This is a genomic window from Thiobacillus denitrificans DSM 12475 (genome assembly GCF_000376425.1).
GTDB classification, from domain to species: domain Bacteria; phylum Pseudomonadota; class Gammaproteobacteria; order Burkholderiales; family Thiobacillaceae; genus Thiobacillus; species Thiobacillus denitrificans.
Window position 1 is genome coordinate 171746 of the sequence record NZ_AQWL01000004.1, and the last position, 19487, is coordinate 191232.

Below are 19487 nucleotides of genomic sequence, written 5' to 3' on the forward strand. Positions count from 1 at the left end.
GACCGAACATGATTTCGCATGAAACTATCGAAAAGAACCTCGGCCTGCTGATCGTGCTGACCATTCTCGTCGTCAGCGTCGGCGGCCTGGTGCAGATCGTGCCGCTGTTTTTCCAGACCTCCACCACCACCCCGGTGGCAGGCCTGAAGCCCTACACGGCGCTGCAGCTGTCGGGACGCGACATCTACATCCGCGAAGGCTGCGTCGGCTGCCATTCGCAGATGATTCGTCCGTTCCGCGCCGAAACCGAACGCTACGGTCACTATTCGGTGGCGGGCGAATTCGTCTACGACCGTCCCTTTCTGTGGGGCTCCAAGCGCACCGGCCCCGACCTGCATCGCGTCGGCGGGCGCTATTCCGACGCCTGGCATACGGCTCACCTGATGAATCCGCGCGACGTGGTGCCGGAATCCAACATGCCCGCCTACCCCTGGCTCGACCGTCCGCTGAAGGACACCGCGATCCAGGCCAAGATGCGCACGCTGAACATCGTCGGCCACGGCTATAGTGCGCAGGAAATCGCCGAGGCACCGGCCGCGCTGGAAGGCAAGACCGAGCTCGAGGCGCTGATCGCCTACCTGCAGGTGCTGGGCACCCACGCCCCCAGGATCTGAGGCTGCCATGGACAGCGGAACGATCAGCGGCATCGTCACAGTCGTCTTCATCCTGGTGTTCATCGGCATCGTCTGGTGGGCCTACAGCAAAGGCAACAAAAAGCGTTTCGAAGACGCCGGCAAGCTGCCTTTCAGCGAAGACGACGCTCCCACCAAGCAAGGAGACAAGCAATGAGCGATTTCACACACGGCTTCTGGCCGATTTACATCAGCGTCATCACCGTGGCGAGCATCGTCGGCACCTGGGTGTTTCTCCGCTCGCAGACCACCCGCAAGCTGGCGCCCGGCGAAAAGCCCGAGTTGATGGAGCACACCTGGGACGGCGACCTGCGGGATCTGAACAACCCGCTGCCGCGCTGGTGGCTGGGGTTGTTCTACGGCACCCTGGTATTTGCGGTGGCCTATCTGCTGCTGTGGCCGGGGCTGGGCAACTTTGCCGGCGTGCTGGGCTGGACCTCAAGTAACGCGTACGAGGCCGAGGTGAAGGCCGCCGAAGCCAAATTCCAGCCGGTGTACGCCGGGTTCATGAAGCAGGACATCGCCAGCGTGGCCGCCGACCCGGAGGCGCGCGCCATCGGCAGGAACCTGTTCCTGACCTACTGCTCGCAGTGCCACGGCTCCGATGCGACCGGCGCCAGGGGCTTTCCCAACCTGACCGACCACGACTGGCTCTATGGCGGCGACCCCGACACCATCGTCGCCACCCTCACCGGCGGCCGCAGCGGGATCATGCCCGCATTGGGCGAAGCGCTCGGCCCGCAAGGGACGAAGGAAGTGGCCAACCATGTGCTGTCGCTGTCGGGCCGCAAGCACGACGCCGCGCTGGCAGCCGCAGGCAAGGTGAAATTCGCCGAAAACTGCGCCGCCTGCCACATGCCCGACGGCACCGGCATGCAGGCCCTGGGAGCGCCCAACCTCACCGACAAGGTGTGGCTGTACGGCGGCAGCGAAGCCACGATCATCGAGACCGTTACCAAAGGCCGCAACGGCGTGATGCCAGCCATGACGCAAACCCTCGGCACCACCTCGAACAAGGAAGCCAAGCTGCACCTGCTGGCGGCCTACGTGTACGGCCTGTCGCAAAAGCAGTAAGCAACGGGCGCTCGCCGGAATATTTCCGGCGCGCCGCCTGAGCGTATTGTCCCAGTACGCTCAGGCGGCTCAGCCTTAACGGATGAAAGCAGTGACAGACGACAAGCAGCCCGCCCCCGCCGACACGCCGATCGAGCAGCAGCTCTACGCGATCCGGCAAAAGATCCAGCCGCGCTCGGTGCACGGCGTGTTCGCCAGCTGGCGCATCGCGCTGGTGTTGCTGACCCAGGTGCTGTATTACGGCCTGCCTTGGCTGCAATGGGACAGCCGCCAGGCGGTGCTGTTCGATCTGGCCGCGCGCAAGTTCTATATCTTCGGCCTGGTGTTCTGGCCGCAGGATTTCGTTTATCTCACCGGCCTTTTGATCCTGTCGGCGCTGGCGCTGTTCCTGTTCACCGCGGTGGCCGGACGGCTGTGGTGCGGCTATGCCTGTCCGCAGACCGTGTACACGGAAATCTTCATGTGGGTGGAAAACTGGCTGGAAGGCGACCACCTCGCGCGCAGGAAGCTCGACCAGTCGCCGTGGAACGCCAACAAGCTGCGCCGGCGCGGCTTCAAGCACCTGGTCTGGATGCTGATCGCGCTGTGGACCGGCTTCACCTTCGTCGGCTATTTCACCCCGATCCAGACGCTCGCCGCCGAAGTGGCGAGCGCCAGCCTCGGCCCGTGGGAAAGCTTCTGGATCCTGTTCTACGGCTTCGCCACCTGGGGCAACGCCGGCTTCATGCGCGAGCAGGTGTGCAAGTACATGTGCCCCTACGCGCGCTTCCAGAGCGTGATGTTCGACTCCGACACGCTGACCGTGACCTACGACAGCTCGATCGGCGAACCGCGCGGGCCGCGCAGCAAAAAGACCGACTACAAGGCGGCCGGGCTGGGCACCTGCGTCGACTGCGAAGTCTGCGTGCAGGTCTGCCCCACCGGCATCGACATCCGCAACGGCCTGCAGTACGAATGCATCGGCTGCGCCGCCTGCATCGACGGCTGCGACCAGATCATGGACAAGATGGGCTACCCGCGCGGCCTGATCCGCTACACCACCGAGAACGTGGTGAAAGGCAACTACCCGGACAGCGGCATCCTCAAACACGTGCTGCGCCCGCGCACCATCATCTACAGCGTGCTGCTGGCGCTGATCTCCGGCGCCTTCGTCTGGAGCCTCGCCACCCGTGTGCCGCTGCGCGTCGACGTGGTGCGCGACCGCGTGGCGCTGTCGAAGGAAACCGACGAGGGCATGATCGAGAACGTCTATCGCCTGCAACTCATCAACAAGGACGGCCGGCCGCATCGCTACACGATCGGCGCGCAGGGCATCGCCGGCCTGCAGGTGGTGGCCGCCACGCGCGAAATCGCCGCCGCGCCCCTGCAGACGGTGGACATCCCGGTCAGCCTGATTGCCGATCCTGTCGACCTGAAAGGCCGCTCGATCGAGGTGACCTTCACGGTGCAGGCCATCGACGATCCGCGCATTCGGCAGGCCGTCGCAACCAAATTCTTCAACCGGTGAGCGCCATGACGAACCGTGCCTTGCAGTCCAAACCCTGGTATCGCGAACCCTGGCCCTGGTTTCTCATCAGCCTGCCCGCCAGCGCGGTTGTCGCCGGGATCGTCACCGTGTGGATCGCGGCCACCAGCGCCGATGGCCTGGTGGTCGGCGACTACTACAAGGCCGGGCTGGCCATCAACCAGACGCTGGCGCGCGACGACGCCGCCCGCGCGCTGGCGCTGACCGCCACCGTGCAAAACGGAAACGCCGGCCTGGCGCTGGCATTGGACGGACGCATGCAGACGTATCCCGGGCAATTGACGCTCACCCTGGCGCACCCCACCCGCCAGGGCATGGACCGGACCCTCACCCTCGTTCACACCGGCGGCGGCCGCTATCGCGCGGCGCTGCCCCTGCTGCCCGCCGGCAAATGGCAGGTCCAGCTGACCGACCATGAAGCCACCTGGCGCCTGGGCGGCGTGCTGCATACCCCGCTAGACCGGGCCGTCACGCTGACGGCTTCCGGATCTACCGTTCATCAACCAGAGGGAGACTGAAATGGACGTCGTACTCGATTTGTTGTTTACCAGCCCGATCGGCCTGTTGAGCCTGTTCACCATCCTCTTCATCATCGGCATGGCGATCACCCTGCTGGGCTGGTACAAGCGCAAGATGAACAGCCCGGAAGAATGACCGCCGCCGCCACGAGGAGCACGCCATGCTGAAGCGCCTGATCCACATACTGTGGCCGTCCTTTCTCGTTGCCGGGGTGGCCGACATCGTCTTCACCACCCTGTTCGACCCGCTGGAAATCACCTATCACGGCGAGACGCTGTTCGATCAGCGCATCGCCGCCTACACCGTCGGGTTCTTTGCATTCTGGCTGCTGGGCATCGCTTCCAGCGCCATGACCTGCTACTTCCAGCGCAGCGCCGACGAGATCAACCGCTGTCCGCTGCCTCCCCGCAGCCGGCCCGAGGGCTGCCCCAAGCGCGACGACGGCAGCGGCTGCTGCTGATTTTCCGTGACGCGGCGGCCTACGTGCCAGCGAGCCTGTCCGGCGGCATACCCTGCCCCAGGCAGACCTGGTTGCGGCCCTGGCTCTTGGCGCGATAGAGCCCCTGGTCGGCGCGCCGCAGCAGGTCGTCGATTTCTTCCGCCTCGTTTTCCAGACCTGCCACACCGGCACTGACCGTGACGTGGACCGGATAGTCCGGCACCGCGTTTTGCGCAATCAGCAGGCGCAGCCGCTCGGCCATCTGGAAGGCTTCGGAGATTCCCTGGCCGGGTAGCATGACAATGAACTCCTCGCCGCCCAGGCGGGCGAAGATGTCGCCGCTGCGCAGCGCGGCGTGGATGGTGTCGGCAAGCGTCACCAGCACCTTGTCGCCGGCTTCATGGCCGAAGCGATCGTTGATCGACTTGAAGAAATCGATATCCAGCATGATCACCGACAGCGGAAGCGCTTGCCGTTTGGCACGGCTGATCTCGATCCCGGCCTGTTCGAGGAAATGACGCCGATTGCTGACGCCCGTCAACGGATCGATCGAAGCCAGCGCCTCCAGGCGCTGGTTGGCCTGCTGCAATTCTCGCGTGCGCGCCGCCACCCGCGCCTCGAGCTCGCGGTTGAGGCGGTCGAGCTCGTCATGCGTGGCATGCAATTCCATTTCGCGAATGCGCAGACGTTCATTGCGCTCGCGCAACTCCTGCAACAGCGCAGCCAGCGCGAGGGACGAAAACGTCAGCACGGCCAGATATTCCTGCAGCAGCAGAACGGTGTCCGCCGGCGTGGCGACAAGCAGTGGACCCACGTCGTTGAGGGTGGCCGTAATAGCAATGGCCGAGATCAGCAGCCCGATGCTGGCCGTACCCCTCACCCCGAAGCGGATGGCCGCCCAAAGGGAGAGTGGAAACAGCAGAAAAGGCCTTCTGGGAAAGTTGTCGGTGCCGGCCTGCGAAAAAATCCAGATCGCAAGCAGCAGCGTCAGCGCAAACAGCACCGTGGCTTCCAGGCGACGCTGTTCGGCCGGTTGCGCGGGGCCGCGCAGCCAGCCGAGCAGGAGCGGCGTAATCAGCAGAACACCCATGCCATCGCCCAGCCACCATATTGCCCAGAAAGCCCAGAACGAGGTAGTGGTCGCCTGGCCGCTCAGCGTATAGATCGATGCGCCCAGCACGGCGGCCAGCCCGCAGGCCACCCCCAGCGCATAGACGCCGAACAGGACGACATGGCGCAGCCGGTCGAGCGCAAACGGGCGGGCGGCCCGCTGCAGCAGCCAGGCGGCCAGCAGGCATTCAAGCAGGTTGACGGCGGCGAAGCCGAGGGCCTGCGCAAGGGTGAAGGCCGGCAGGTCGGCGGCAATTTCCGCCACCACGGCCGCCAGCAGGACAGGCGGCCATTCGCGCCGGGATACCAGCAACAGGGCCGCCAGCAGGATGCCGTTCGGCAGCCAGAAGATCGCGATGCCCTCGGACATCGTCGAGGCCGCCACGCCGAGCGCGGCACCCAGGTAATAGCCCAGCCCGGTCGCAAGCGGAAACAGCAGGCGATGCTGCCACAGCCGCAACCGGTTCACTGCAGCGACATCCTGGCCGTTCGGCGCCATGCGTTACGGGCGCGGGGGCCGATTCTCCCAGCCAGCATCTTCCACTGTCCTCCGCTTGTTATGGGCCGACTATTGCGAAGTCACGGCTATTCTGTCAACAGCCTGCGCGCCTCATGCCGCCGGCTTTTACCCTGCAAGCCCCTGCCCGGGCTTCAGGCCGTGCGCGAATAGCGCGGCTTTTCGCCGGCGGCCTCCTTCAAATAGCGGTCGAAGCACATGCCGATGTTGCGCAGGAACAGGCGGCCGCTGGGGGTGACGCTGATCTTGTCGGGGGCGATCGTCACCAGCCCGTCGTCCGCCAGCGGGCGCAGGCCGGCCAGCGCGTCGGCGAAATAGTCGCTGAACCCAATATCCCACTCCTTGCCGAAGGCGGCGAAGTCGAGTTCCAGGTCGCACATCACGCGGGTGATGGCATCGCGCCGGATCTGGTCGTCACGGCTGAGCTTCAGGCCGCGTTCGACCGCAAACCCGGTCGCCGCGATGCGCTCCTCGTAGCGCTTGAGGTTCTTTTCGTTCTGCATGTACACGTCCGCCGTCTGGCTGATGCCGGACACGCCGAAGGCAAGGATGTCGCAGTCCTTGTGCGTGGTGTAGCCCTGGAAATTGCGCCACAGCGTCTTGTTCCGCTGCGCGCGCACCAGTTCGTCCTCGGGGCGGGCAAAGTGATCGAAGCCGATGTTGACGTAACCCGCCGCCCCCAGCGCCTCGTTCACCGCCTGATGCAGGCCCAGGCGCATCGCGGAATCCGGCAGATCGGCCTCCTGGATCAGGTTCTGATGCTTTTTCAGCCATGGCACGTGGGCATAGGAAAACACCGCAAGGCGGTCGGGCGCCCACGCCACCACCTGTTCCAGGGTGCGGGAAAAACTCGCCACGGTCTGCTTCGGCAGCCCCACGATCAGATCCAGGTTGATGCTGGAGAAGCCCAGTTCGCGCGACCAGTCGAGTACCTGCTGGATCAGGGCCGCAGACTGGATGCGATTGACCGCCTGCTGCACCGCCGGGTCCATGTCCTGCACGCCGAACGACAGCCGGTTGAAGCCGGATTCGCGCAGCGCCTCGAGATGCGCGCGGGTCAGTTCGCGCGGATCGACCTCGCAGCTGATTTCGGCATCCGGGGCGAGGGTGAAATGCCGGCGCATCATCGCCATCAGGCGGCGGATGTCGTCGGGATTGAGATAGGTGGGCGTGCCGCCGCCCCAGTGCAGCTGGCGCGCCACCCGCGCCGGATCGACCCGCTGCGCAGTGCGCGCCATTTCCTGATCGAGATAGGCCAGATAGGGCTGGGTTTTACTGTAGTCGCGCGTCGCCACCATATTGCAGCCGCAGTAGTAGCAGAGCGAATCGCAGAACGGGATATGGGCATACAGCGACAGGCCGCGATCCACCGCCGACGCCGTCAGCGCCGCGTCCCAGTCCGCCTCGCCAAAATCGGTGCGGAAATAGGGCGCGGTCGGATACGACGTGTAGCGCGGACCAGGCACGCTGTATTTCTGAAGCAGTTCCAGTGTCGTCGACGTCATCTTGGCATCCTTAATAGGGGACTTTTTTGTCTTTTTATCATAGGCAAACCCTGAAATCCAGCGCAGCGCCGGAGCCCGGCGCCTGTGCCGGCGCGGTCGGTGCCTACCCGGTTTTGCGGTAAAGTTCGGGGCTGGCGATCCGTTGGTCATAAGGTATCACGTGCGCGTAAAACCCATGGCACCTCCAAGCCCCCTGCTGGACTTCATCCGTTTCCTGATGCTGGCGCTGCTGCTCGGCGCCGCCGCCGCGCAGGCGGATGAAGCCGCGGACCTTGCGCAAAAAGTCTACGACCGCCCCAACGGCCGCGATCTCACCACGCTGGGCCGCATGGTGCTCACCGAAAAAGGCCGCGCACCGCGCATCCGCGAACTCGTCACCTACCGTCTCGACAAGTCGGGCGGCGAAACCGCCAACCTGATCCGCTTTCTCGATCCCGAAGACATCGCGGGAACCGGCCTTCTCAGCATAGACAAGGCCGACGGCAGCACCGACCAGTGGCTGTACCTGCCGGCGCTCGACCGGGTACGGCGCATCTCCAGCGACCGCAAAGGCGGGCGCTTTGTCGGCTCCGACCTGTATTTCGAGGATCTGCAGGAGCGCAAGCCATCCAGTGACCGCCACCGGCTGCTCGGCAGACAGGCCGAAAACGGCCTCCTGTGCGACGTGCTCGAAAGCGTGCCGCTGGACACCGGCGATTCGGTATACCGGAAGCGCATCAGCTGGATCGATCCCGCCACCGCGATCCCGCAACGGGTGGATTATTTCGAAAAGGACGCCAGCACCCCCAGCAAGCGCTGGCTGCTGCGCAGCAAAAAACGCAACCAGGGCTACTGGACGATCACCGACAGCCGCATGATCGATCTGGCCAGTGGTCACGAAACCCGCCTGGTGGTCGACAGCGCGCTGTACGACCAGAAACTGCCCGCCAAACTCTTCACCTCGCAAGCCCTGGCCGACGAAAGCCTGGAATCGGAATATCGCCCATGAAAAAGCTGCTGCTGTCCCTGAGCCTGTCGCTCATCGCCCTGCCCGTTTGCGCCGCCGACGAGCTGCCGCCACCGCGCGCCGTCTCCGCCCAGGACACGGCGGACGAGTTGCCGCCGCCGCGCGCCACCACGCGCAAACCGCGCCCGGTTGCCGCCGCGGCGGCAACGCCGCAGGCCGGAATGGCCGACGATCTGCCACCGCCCACCGCGCGCAGCCGCAAGCCCGCCGCGCGCGGCTTCCAGCCCACGCTCAAGGCCGGCATCGACGACTTTCTGCTGGAAGCGGGCGGCCTGCCCGACGCCGCCGAGGCCGACCGCTATTCCACCCTGCGCACCAGCGCCTACGTGCTGTGGCAGCCCAGCCGCAACTGGGAATTCCGCGCCGGCGCCCGCCTCGACGGCATGACGCAGGCCGGTGGCCGCGCCGATCACGACGAGATGCTGGCCGACTACGGCGATACCTATGTGCGCTACCGCAACGGCGATACCCGCCTGACCTTCGGCGCGCAAACCATCATCTGGGGCCGTGCCGACGAAATCCCGCTGGCCGACCGCGTCAGCCGCGCCGACCTGACGCGCTTCGTGCTGGACGACCTGCCCGACCGCCGCCGCGCACAGCTGGCCGCGCGCTGGGAGCAGACTTTCGGCGAGTACAAGCTGGACGCGGTCTGGCTGCCGCTGTTCCGTGGTGCGCAATTGCCGGACGCCGCCAGCATCTGGAGCCCGGTCAATCGCACCAGCCGCCAGATCATCGGCATCGATCCCGCGCTCACCTCCTGGGTGAATGCCGCGCGCATCGACGAGGACGAACACGGCAGTGGCGGCGGCGCCCTGCGCCTGACCCGGACCGGCAGCGCGCTCGACTTCGGCATGACGCTGGCGCGCACCCGGCAGTCGCTGCCGTACTACCGGCTCGACCTGCCCACCGCCACGCTCACCGCGGTGCATCCGTTCAACACCTTCGTCGGCGCCGATGTCGAACTGGTGCGCGGCGGCCTCACCTGGCGCATGGAAGCCGGCTACACCGACAACGTGCCGGTGACCCTGGCCACCACCGCGCTCGACACGACGCATTCGCTCGACTGGATCGGCGCGCTGGAATTCTTCCCCGGCGGGGCGGACACCCGCGTCAACCTGCAACTGGTGGCGCACGCGCTGCAGACCGACCGCAGCATCCTCGAACTGAAGGAGTATTACGGCGCCAACGGCGAAATCGAGACCCGCTTCGGCCAGGGCCGCTGGAAAGCCGGGATGCGCTTTGCCGCCGGCTTCAACGTGAACGACGTCTATCTCAGCCCCAAACTCGGCTATGTCGGCTGGGAGCCGCACGAGATCTACGTCGCCGCCCACTACTTCGACGGCGAAGCGCGCACCCTGGGCGGCTTCCACCAGGATCATTCGCTGATCACGCTGGGGCTGCGCAGCAAATTCTGATTGCCTGACGCCGCCATGCCGACGCTCCTATGCTGAAACCCTGGCTCAACGGCAGCCGCATGCTGCCACCCTGGCTGGCGCTGGCGATCCTGCTCGGCATCCAGCTGGCGGCGCTGCCGTTTCTGCTGCAGCTGCATTTCAACAACGCGCCGGACATCTATTCGCCGCCGGATTCTTCCACCATCCAACTGCGCGAATCGCTGTTCAGGGAATTCCCCAACGACGAAGCCGTCATCGCGCTGTTCGAGGGCGATGCGCTCTACACCCCGGAATTTCTCGCCGCACTCGACCGCGCCGCGCAGAAAATGGCGGCGCACCCGGCGGTCGACCGGGTGCTGACGCTGACCACGGTGGAGCACATCGACGCCACCGACGACGGCTTCGCCGTCTCGCTGCTGGTCGACCCCGACGACCTCGCCACCCGCACGCCCGCCGAATGGAAGGCCCGCGTGCTGGGCGACAGCTTCGCACCGGGGCTGCTCGCCTCGCGCGACGGCCGTGCGGTCGCCCTGGTGGTGCGCCCCAAGATCCTGAAGGAAAGCCTGGCCCGCCGCGATATCCAGATCGCGCTCGACGCCGCCATCGCTGCCGAAAAACTCACGCCCTATCACACCGCCACCGCCGGCACAGTGGCGCAGACGGTCGAAGAGCTGCGCTCGCTGTGGCGCGACAGCGCCATCTTCATCCCGCTGACCTTCGTCATCGGCATGGCATTGCTATGGTGGGTGGTGGGGCGGGTGCGCCCGATGGTGGTGGGTGGTCTGGCCATGGGCACGGTCGTGTCGGCCAGCGTTGCCGGGCTGGTGCTGTCCGGCCAGCCCTATACCCCGATCACCGCGATGATTCCCACCCTGATGGCGGCCTACACCACGGCCACGCTGCTGCATTTGTATGCCGCGATCCAGCGCGCCCGCATCGCACTGCTGCCGCGTCCGAAACGCATCGCGCGCGCACTGAAGGAAACCTTCGTCCCCGGCCTGTTCAACGTGCTGACCACCGGCGCGGGCATGCTGAGCCTGCTGTGGGTGGACATTCCTCCGGTGCAGGCCTTCGGCCTGGCGGGCGCGATCGGCACCCTCATCGTGTTTCTGGTGGTGTTCATCCTGGTACCGCCGATCATGCTGAAATGGGATACGCCGCGGTGGCCGCGCCACCGTTCCGGCTTGGCGCACGCACGCCGCATCGCGGCAGCCGTGGCCGTGTTCAGCCTGCGGCACGCAAAAGCCGTGCTGACGGCCACCGCGCTGCTGGTGCTGGCAGCCATCCCGCTGGTGATGCAGGTCAAGGTCGAATCCAACATCATCGAGTTTTTCGCGCCCGACCACAGCATCAGCCGCAGCACCGCCAGAGTGGAGAGCACGCTTTCCGGCGTCACCGGGCTGGAAGTCGTCCTCACCGGCACGGCCCGCGACAGCCTGAAGAATCCGGCGACGCTGGCGCAGATCAAGGCGCTGCAAACCTGGCTCGAACAGCAGCCGGAAGTCGACCGCAGCTTCTCCCTGATCGACGTGCTGGAGGAAATGAACCGCGCCCTCAGCGGCGAGGATCTGGGAGCGGATGCGCTGCCGACCAGCCGCAAGCTGGTCGAACAGCTGCTGCTGATCTACGACGGCAAGGATTTATACGAGCTGGTCAACCGCGAGTTCCAGCGCGCCCGCATCCCGATGAGCCTCAACGTGCACGGCGCCAACGAAATCGGCGAGGTGATCGACAGGGTGCGCGCGCACGTCGCCGCGCAGCCGATTGCGGGCGTGGAAATCGACCTCGCGGGGTATGGGCGGCTGTTCTCGGACCAGGAAGACCGCATCGTCGACGGCCAGGTCAAGAGCTTTGCCTCGGCCTTCCTGCAGATTCTGCTGCTAATGGCGCTGCTGTTCCGCTCGTTCCGCGGCGCGCTGATCTGCCTGGTGCCCAACCTGGCGCCGCTGTTCTTCATTTTCGTGGTGATGGGGACGGCGGGAATTTCGCTCGACGTCGCCACCGTCCTGATCGCCGGCGTCATCCTCGGCATCACGGTGGACGACACCATCCATCTGTATCACGGCTACCTGCACCGCATCCGCCGCGGCGTCAGCCCGGTGTTCGCCATCATCCGCAGCGTGGAGGCCTCGGGCCGCGCGGTGATCGCCATTTCGGTGGTGTTGATCTCGCAGTTCAGCCTGCTGGGGCTGTCCGACTTCCGCCCCACCGCTCACTTCGGCATGCTGTGCGCGGTCGGCCTGTTCGCCGGCCAGGTGTTCGAGTTGCTGCTGATGCCCGCGCTGCTCGGCCTGAAATTGCCGAAGCCACGCCCTGCCGTTACGGCACCGTGAGCTTGAGCGCGCCGAAGTCGTCGTTGAACAATCCCACTTCGTCGCCCGAGGCAAACTGCCAGCCTTCCATGTGTCCGAAGTCGGTGCTGGACCTGGGTTCCAGCTTGAGTTCGAAGCGCCGCGCCAGGGACAGGGTCGGGTTGCGCACGGCGAGGACCACGGTCAGATAGCGGTCGCTGGTGTTTTCGATCACCGCCACCAGCCCCTTGCCCAGCATCGACGAACGAAAACCGATCACCACCGGCAGCGCGGGCTTGGCCGCCACCGCCGTCTGGATGTCGGTTTCCTTATAGGCAAGCTGCGCCTTGAGCTGTTCGATTTCACGCAGGCTGTCGGTCAACTGGTTGCGCGTTTCGACCAGGTAGCGCTCAGCTTGCTGGCGGGTTTCGCTTTCCTTCGACAGCCGCCGCTTCACATCGCCCAGATCGACATTCAGCATGAAGGCATACAGGGCGAGGCCGCATACCAGCAAAACCAGCACGGCATTCAGGCCGATGGAAATGGCCAGCCCACGCCGCTTCGGTCGTGTCGGAGAGGATGCGGCCATATCCTTATCCATGCTCAACCGGTGTTGCGCATCCCGGAGGCGATCGCATTGATCGAGCGCATCAGCGGCGTCAGCCAGCTATCCTGTTCGGACTCCCACACGCTCTCCGAGCGATAACGTTTCAGCAGGCGCACCTGGATGTGGTTGATGGGATCGATGTAGGGGCGGCGGCGCGAAAGCGACAGCGCCAGCGTCGGGTTGTCTTCCAGCAGGGTCTCGATCTGCGCGACTTGCTTGACCCACTCCACCGTCAGCGCGAACTCATCGGCAATGGCGCGGTAGATTGCCATGGTGTCGGGGTGGTCGCACAGGCGCGCGTATTCCTCGGAAATTTCCATGTCGGCCTTGGTCAGCGCCATCTGCACGTTGGACAGCAGACCGCGGAAGAACGGCCATTCGCGGTACATGATTCGCAACTGATCGAGCCCCGCCGGAGCGGACCCGATGAAATCCTTCAGCGCAGTTCCGATTCCATACCAGGCAGGCAGGGTATGGCGCGACTGGGCCCAGCCGAACACCCACGGAATGGCGCGAATCGACCCGAGCGAGCGGTCGGCCTTCTTGCGGTGCGACGGACGGCTGCCCATGTTGAGCAGGCCGATTTCGGTGACCGGCGTGGTCTCGTAGAAATAGTCGATGAAGCCCGGCATGCCGATCAGCGCACGGTAGCTTTTCTCGCCATCGGCGGCGATCCGGCTCATCCCGTCGAGGTATTCCTGCGGGTAGCGCACATCGATCTGCGCAAGCGCAGTCGTACTGGCTTTGAGCAGTCCGGTGACACCCATGCCGATCTCGTAGTTGGCGGTTTCTGGATTGCTGTATTTGTAATACAGCATCTCACCCTGCTCGGTGAACTTGATCTCGCCGTTGACCGTGCCCGGCGGCTGCGACAGGATCGCCTCGTGAGTCGGCCCGCCGCCGCGGCCCACCGTGCCGCCGCGGCCATGAAACAGACGGCATTCGACGCCATAGCGCTGGGTCAGCGCGATGATCGACAGTTGCGCCTGATACAAATTCCAGTTCGACGCCAGAATGCCGCCATCCTTGCACGAATCCGAATAGCCCAGCATGACTTCCTGGTGGTTGCCGTTGGCGGTAACCAGCGCACGGTATACCTTGTTCGACAGCAGCTGGTCGAGGATGGTCTCGCTGCGCTGCAGGTCGTCCACCGTCTCGAACAGGGGGGCGACCTGGATGCGGCAGAACCAGTCGCGGCCATTGTGGCCGCACAGGCCCACCAACCGCGCCAGCAGCATCACTTCCATCACGTGGGACGCGCTGTGCGTCATCGAAATCACGTAGGTGCCGAAGACCTCGTCGCCCACTTCGGCCTGCAGCTTGACCATGCGCCGGAACACCGCGAGCGCTTCACGCGCCTCGTCGTCCAGCATGCCGTCGTCCACCTCGATCGGATCGATATGGCCGATCCAGGCAGCCAGGCGCTGCAGCCGCTCGGTCTCGTTCGCAGCCAGGTAATCGAAATCGGGATCGATCTGCTGCAGTAGCGCCGCCACCGTGCGCGTATGCACGGTCGATTCCTGGCGGATGTCGAGCTGCAGCAGGTGAAAACCAAAGCTTTCGACCAGCCGGATCAGCGCCTGCAGATCCTGCATGGCGACGATGCGGTCGCCATGGCTGATCAGCGAGTCACGCACCAGGTAGAGGTCGGCGAGGAAGGCGGCAGCATTCTCATACGCCAGATGCGGCGTAAAGCTCGGCACGTCGGCCAGACACTGGTGGATGTAGGACAGGTTGGCGTCCAGCCGCGCCAGCATCATTGCCGCCATGCGACGGTAGGGTTCGCGGCTGTATATCTGCACCGCGGTGCCGCGGAACACCTGTTCGCCGAATTCGGCCTCGTATTCCGACAGGCGCTCCAGGAACAGGTCGGAAGGCGTGCACCAGTCGCTGCTGTGGGTCAGCGTCTGGCGCAGTTCCAGCACGCGCGAACGGTATTCTTCGAGTGCGGCCTGCATCTGCTTATGCACCGTCCATTCGGTGACGTCCGCGGTCACGAACGGGTTGCCGTCACGGTCGCCGCCAATCCACGAGCCGAAACGGATGAAGCTCGGCACGCGGACGGTGGCGGTGCCGTCGACATTCACGCCGTAATGCTTGCGCAGCGCCTTCTCGAAGAAGGAATACGCCTTCGGCACCGCCTCGAACAGGCTTTCCCGCACATAGTAGAGGCCGTTGCGCACTTCGTCGCGCACCTCGAGCTTGGCGCTGCGCAGTTCGTCGGTACGCCACCCCACCTGGATCTCGGCGGCCAGCTGCGCTTCCAGTTCGCGGCGGTCGTTCACCCCCAGGGCGGGGTTGTACAGTTCGTCGCAGATCAGGAATATCCGGCGCATGCCTTCCATCACCGCACGACGGCGCGCCTCGGTGGGATGGGCGGTGAATACCGGCGCGTAGTGCAGACGGTTGACCATCTCCTGCAGTGTGGCGACCGGCATATCCTGCGCCTTGAGATCCGCCAGGGTGCGGTCGAACGAGCCTTCCCACAGCCGCATGCCGTGCGACAGCATGCGGCGGCGGTTGCGGTGGGCAAAGCTTTCCTCCGCCACATTGACCAGCTTGAAATAGCCGGCGAAGGCACGCACCACCAGCTCCACCTTGGCGGCGGGCATGGCGTCGATCATCGCCATCAACTCGGTGCGGCGCTGCTGATCTTCCTGCTGGTGCAATTCAGCGAAACCGCGGCGCAGGGTTTCCACTGCATCGAACACGTCTTCGCCGGCAAACTGCAGCAACACCTGGCCGAGCAGGGTGCCCAGCAGCTTGACCTGCGCGCGCAGGTGGTCATCCGTCAGCAGATTTTCAGGTGCATTCATGACTGGAGAATTGATCCCGGCACAGCGGGATTCATGCGACAAAGCCAGTTATTTTCGCATAGTCGGCGCGCATCACCCAAGCGCGCGCCGCGCGTTGCGGAACAGCCGCAGCCACGGGGCGGCACCGGTCACGTCGTCCGGTTTCCACGACAGCTGCGCGGCGCGGAACACGCGTTCCGGATGCGGCATCAGAATGCCGAAGCGGCCGTCCGCGGTGGTAAAACCGGTCTGCCCGCCGGCCGAACCGTTGGGGTTGGCCGGATAGGTCGCGGCCGGCGCGCCCCGGTGATCGACGTAGCGCAGCGTGGGATGCGCCTGCGCGGCGTGCACCGGGTCACGGAAAGCGACCCGGCCTTCGCCGTGCGACACCACGATCGGCATCACCGAACCCGCCATGCCGGCGAAAAAAATTGACGGCGAGGCCAGCACCTCGACCTGGGCGAAACGCGCCTCGAACTGCTCCGACAGGTTGCGTTCGAAACGCGGCCAGGCGTCCGCGCCCGGTATCAGTTCGTGCAGCTGGCTCATCATCTGGCAGCCGTTGCAGACACCGAGCGCGAAGGTGTCGCCACGCCCGAAAAACGCCGCGAACTGGTCGCGCGCGCGCGGGTTGAACAGGATCGACTTGGCCCAGCCGCCGCCCGCGCCCAGCACGTCGCCGTAGCTGAAGCCGCCGCACGCGGCGAGGCCGCTGAAATCGCCGAGGCTGACCCGGCCGGACAGGATGTCGCTCATGTGGACGTCGACCGCCGCAAAGCCTGCGGCATCGAACGCGGCGGCCATCTCGATCTGGCCGTTGACGCCCTGTTCGCGCAGCACCGCCACCCGCGGCCGCTTACCGCTGGCAACGAAGGGAGCGGCGACATCCTCATTCACGTCGAAGCTCGGGGCATGGCGCAGACCGGGGTCCGCAGCGTCGGCATGGGTCGCGAACTCCTGCTCGGCGCACGCCGGATTGTCGCGCAGCTTCGCCATTTCGTAGCTGGTGCGCGCCCACGCGCTTTGCAGATCGGTGCGCGCCTCGTCGAGGATGACCCGTTCGCGGCGCAGCACCCGCACGCGGTCGCTCGTATCGAGCTGGCCGATGATGTAGAACTCGCCGCGCAGGCCGGCATCGAAGAAAGCCTGCATCACCGTCCGGGTATCGGCGCGGCGTACCTGCAGCAGCGCGCCGGCCTCCTCGCTGAACAGCACGTTGAAGACGCGTTCGGAGTAGCCGCGCGGATCCCGCATGTCCGGCTCGGGCACGCCTTCATTCTCGGCGTCGAGACGGATCTTCTCCGAGCACAGCTCGTCGACGTCGATCTCCACGCCGCAATGGCCGGCAAAGGCCATTTCACACAAAGCTGCGAACAGGCCGCCGTCGGAACGGTCATGGTAGGCGAGCAGCATGCCTGCTGCATTGAGCCCCTGTACGGTGTCGAAAAAGGCTTGGAGTGCGTCGGCAACCGGCGCGTCCGGGCAACGCTCGCCCACCTGTTTGAAAGCCTGGGCGAAGCTCGATGCGCCAAGACGGTTCTTGCCGCGACCGAGATCGATCAGCACGAGGTCGGTGTCGCCGGCATCGGTACGCAGTTGCGGCGTCAGATGCCGCGTGGCGTCGGGGGTGACGGCGAAAGCCGAGATCACCAGCGAAACCGGCGAGGTTACCGCCTTTTTCTCGCCGCCTTCCTGCCACACGGTCTTCATGCTCATCGAATCCTTGCCGACCGGGATCGACACACCGAGCGCCTGGCAGTACTCCGAAACCGCCGCCACCGTATCGAACAGCGCGGCATCCTCGCCCGGATGGCCGGCCGGAGCCATCCAGTTGGCCGACAGTTTGACACTGCCCAGGCCATCGACACGCGCGGCCGCCAGGTTGGTGATCGCCTCGGCGATCGCCATGCGTCCCGACGCCGGGGCATCGATCAGCGCCAACGGCGCTTTCTCACCGATGGAAAACGCCTCGCCCAGCGTGGTCTGGTAGCCGGCCAGGGTGATCGCGCAATCGGCGACCGGCACCTGCCACGGCCCCACGCACTGGTCGCGCGCGGTCAGCCCGCCGACGCTGCGGTCGCCGATCGATATCAGGAACATCTTCGACGCCACCCCCGGCATCGCCAGCACGCGGTAGGCCGCATCCTTCAGATCGATTCCGTCGAGCAGCAGCGGCGCCGGTGCGGCGGGCTGATGCTCGACGTCGCGCGTCATCCTGGGCGGCTTGCCGAGGATGACGTCGAGGCTCACGTCTACCGGCGCATTCTGGAAATGGCTGTCGGTCACCAGCAGGTGATTGTCCTCGGTCGCTTCGCCCAGCACCGCAAACGGGCAGCGCTCGCGCTCGCACATCGCGCGGAATTCGCCGATTCGCTGCGGCGGGATCGCCAGCACATAACGCTCCTGCGCTTCGTTGCACCAGATCTCGCGCGGCGACATGCCGGACTCTTCCGACGGCGCGGCGCGCAGCTCGAAGCGGCCGCCGCGGCCGCCGCCGTGCACCAGTTCCGGCAATGCGTTCGACAGGCCGCCGGCGCCGACGTCGTGGATCGACAGGATCGGATTGGCCTCGCCCAACTGCCAGCAGCGGTCGATGACTTCCTGCGCGCGCCGCTCCATTTCCGGGTTGCCGCGCTGCACCGAATCGAAGTCGAGGTCGGCGGCGTTGGCGCCGGTGTCCATCGACGATGCGGCGCCGCCGCCCAGTCCGATCAGCATGCCGGGGCCGCCCAGCTGGATCAGCAGCGTGCCGGCCGGCAGCATTTTCTTCTCCACGTGATCGGCACGGATGCTGCCGACGCCACCTGCCAGCATGATGGGCTTGTGGTAGCCGCGCCGTTGCCCCGCCACGGTCTCTTCGAAGGTGCGGAAATAGCCTGCCAGATTGGGGCGGCCAAATTCGTTGTTGAACGCCGCGGCGCCGATCGGGCCTTCGAGCATGATCGCGAGCGGGGTGACGATGCGCTCGGGTTTGCCATAGGCGCCCGACTCCCACGGCTGCTCGAAGCCGGGAATGTTGAGGTTGGACACCGAGAATCCGCACAAACCGGCCTTGGGCTTGGAGCCGATGCCGGTCGCGCCCTCGTCGCGGATTTCGCCGCCGCTGCCGGTGGCGGCGCCCGGGAAAGGCGAGATCGCGGTCGGATGATTGTGCGTCTCCACCTTCATCAGCACGTGGGTCAGCTCGCTGCTGTAGGCGTAGCTGCCGTCGGCGCGCGGGTAGAAGCGGTCAATCTGCGCTCCTTCGATGACCGAGGAGTTGTCCGAATACGCCACCACCGTGCCTGCGGGGTGCGCGGCATGGGTATCGCGGATCATGCCGAACAGCGACTTGGCCTGTTCCGCGCCGTCGATCACCCAGCTGGCGTTGAATATCTTGTGGCGGCAGTGCTCGGAGTTGGCCTGCGCGAACATCATCAGTTCGACATCGGTGGGGTTGCGCCCGATGCGGGTGAAGTTGTCGACCAGGTAGTCGAGTTCGTCGTCCGACAGTGCCAGGCCGAGGCTGCGGTTGGCTTCGGCAAGCGCGGCGCGGCCGCCGGCCATGACATCGATTGCGCTCAGTTCGCGCGGCGGCACATGCCGAAACAACGCGCGGGCGGCTTCCAGCGAGGTCATCACGGCTTCCGTCATGCGGTCGTGCAGCAGCGGCAGCAGCACCGTTAGCGCCTGCCCCGAAAGCGCGGCGCCCTGCGGATCGCACAGGCGGTAGGCCACCCCGCGCTCGATGCGGCGCAGCTGGGCCAGGCCGCTGTTCCTGAGAATATCCGTCGCCTTGGACGACCACGGCGAAATCGTGCCCGGACGCGGCGTGACCAGCACCTGCATGTCGTTCGCCGTCGGACTGCCGGTGGGGGTGCCGTAATCCAGCGTTTTGTCGAGCTGCTGCGCGGCCGCTGCGTCCAACTCGGCTTCCAGCTCCAGGAAATGCCAGTGGCGCGCCGTCAACTCGCCCAACGCAACGCCCAGCCGGCCAGCCTCCTGACGGATTTTATCGATGCGGAAAGACGACAGCGCAGCACTGCCGGGGAGCGATACGATGGAAGACATGAGCGCCTTTGCGAACAGGGCAA

Annotated in this window: 15 protein-coding genes; 10 read left to right on the forward strand and 5 right to left on the reverse strand. The window is 65.6% G+C overall.

Features of this window, described 5'->3' with window-relative positions:
- The first annotated feature begins 8 nt into the window (after window positions 1-8).
- From ccoO to B059_RS0107730, 7 genes are all read left to right on the forward strand, one after another.
- The gene (gene ccoO, locus B059_RS0107700; RefSeq protein ID WP_018077663.1) at window positions 9-614 is read left to right on the forward strand and encodes a cytochrome-c oxidase, cbb3-type subunit II; all 606 of its coding nucleotides are present in this window, start codon (window positions 9-11) and stop codon (window positions 612-614) included.
- A gap of 7 nt (window positions 615-621) precedes the next feature.
- On the forward strand, window positions 622-789 hold the full coding sequence (locus tag B059_RS0107705) for a cbb3-type cytochrome oxidase subunit 3 (protein ID WP_018077664.1): 168 nt from the start codon (window positions 622-624) through the stop codon (window positions 787-789).
- Window positions 786-1706 carry a cytochrome-c oxidase, cbb3-type subunit III gene (ccoP, locus tag B059_RS0107710; protein ID WP_018077665.1) on the forward strand — a complete coding sequence of 307 codons (921 nt, stop codon included), beginning with the start codon at window positions 786-788 and terminating at the stop codon, window positions 1704-1706. Before B059_RS0107705 ends, ccoP begins: the two co-directional genes overlap by 4 nt.
- 82 nt (window positions 1707-1788) lie before the next feature.
- On the forward strand, window positions 1789-3213 hold the full coding sequence (gene ccoG, locus B059_RS0107715) for a cytochrome c oxidase accessory protein CcoG (RefSeq protein WP_018077666.1): 1425 nt from the start codon (window positions 1789-1791) through the stop codon (window positions 3211-3213).
- A gap of 5 nt (window positions 3214-3218) precedes the next feature.
- Window positions 3219-3749, forward strand: a complete 531-nt coding sequence (locus B059_RS18825; RefSeq protein WP_018077667.1) for a FixH family protein — start codon at window positions 3219-3221, stop codon at window positions 3747-3749.
- 1 nt (window position 3750) lies between these two features.
- The gene (locus B059_RS20280) at window positions 3751-3885 is read left to right on the forward strand and encodes a DUF3149 domain-containing protein (protein WP_018077668.1); all 135 of its coding nucleotides are present in this window, start codon (window positions 3751-3753) and stop codon (window positions 3883-3885) included.
- A 25-nt stretch (window positions 3886-3910) separates the two neighbouring features.
- On the forward strand, window positions 3911-4210 hold the full coding sequence (locus tag B059_RS0107730) for a hypothetical protein (protein ID WP_018077669.1): 300 nt from the start codon (window positions 3911-3913) through the stop codon (window positions 4208-4210).
- Window positions 4211-4229: 19 nt separating this feature from the next.
- On the opposite strand, the gene B059_RS0107735 is transcribed toward B059_RS0107730, so the two are convergent.
- Both B059_RS0107735 and hemN read right to left on the reverse strand, forming a co-directional pair.
- A complete protein-coding gene (locus B059_RS0107735) occupies window positions 4230-5798 on the reverse strand; it encodes a GGDEF domain-containing protein (RefSeq protein ID WP_018077670.1) in 1569 nt (522 codons plus the stop codon).
- A 152-nt stretch (window positions 5799-5950) separates the two neighbouring features.
- Window positions 5951-7321, reverse strand: a complete 1371-nt coding sequence (gene hemN, locus B059_RS0107740; RefSeq protein ID WP_018077671.1) for an oxygen-independent coproporphyrinogen III oxidase — start codon at window positions 7319-7321, stop codon at window positions 5951-5953.
- 175 nt (window positions 7322-7496) lie between these two features.
- Here hemN and B059_RS0107745 point away from each other — a divergent pair, with 175 nt between their 5' ends.
- From B059_RS0107745 to B059_RS0107755, 3 genes are read left to right on the forward strand one after another with little or no spacing between them, the layout of a single operon-like run.
- Window positions 7497-8309: an outer membrane lipoprotein-sorting protein gene (locus tag B059_RS0107745; protein ID WP_018077672.1), complete on the forward strand. Its 813-nt coding sequence runs from the start codon at window positions 7497-7499 to the stop codon at window positions 8307-8309.
- The gene (locus B059_RS0107750) at window positions 8306-9742 is read left to right on the forward strand and encodes a DUF1302 family protein (RefSeq protein WP_018077673.1); all 1437 of its coding nucleotides are present in this window, start codon (window positions 8306-8308) and stop codon (window positions 9740-9742) included. Before B059_RS0107745 ends, B059_RS0107750 begins: the two co-directional genes overlap by 4 nt.
- A 29-nt stretch (window positions 9743-9771) precedes the next feature.
- Window positions 9772-12054 (forward strand): efflux RND transporter permease subunit, encoded by a 2283-nt coding sequence (locus B059_RS0107755; RefSeq protein WP_018077674.1) that lies wholly within the window; start codon window positions 9772-9774, stop codon window positions 12052-12054.
- Here the strand turns inward: B059_RS0107755 and B059_RS0107760 are convergent.
- The 3 genes from B059_RS0107760 to purL form a co-directional block, all read right to left on the reverse strand.
- Window positions 12041-12601, reverse strand: a complete 561-nt coding sequence (locus tag B059_RS0107760; RefSeq protein ID WP_018077675.1) for a hypothetical protein — start codon at window positions 12599-12601, stop codon at window positions 12041-12043. The genes B059_RS0107755 and B059_RS0107760 overlap by 14 nt on opposite strands.
- Before the next feature lie 14 nt (window positions 12602-12615).
- Window positions 12616-15435, reverse strand: coding sequence for a phosphoenolpyruvate carboxylase (gene ppc, locus B059_RS0107765; protein WP_018077676.1), 2820 nt, complete (start codon window positions 15433-15435; stop codon window positions 12616-12618).
- 72 nt (window positions 15436-15507) lie between these two features.
- Complete coding sequence (gene purL, locus B059_RS0107770) at window positions 15508-19464, reverse strand: phosphoribosylformylglycinamidine synthase (protein ID WP_018077677.1); 3957 nt, start codon at window positions 19462-19464, stop codon at window positions 15508-15510.
- Between the last annotated feature and the right edge of the window lie 23 nt (window positions 19465-19487).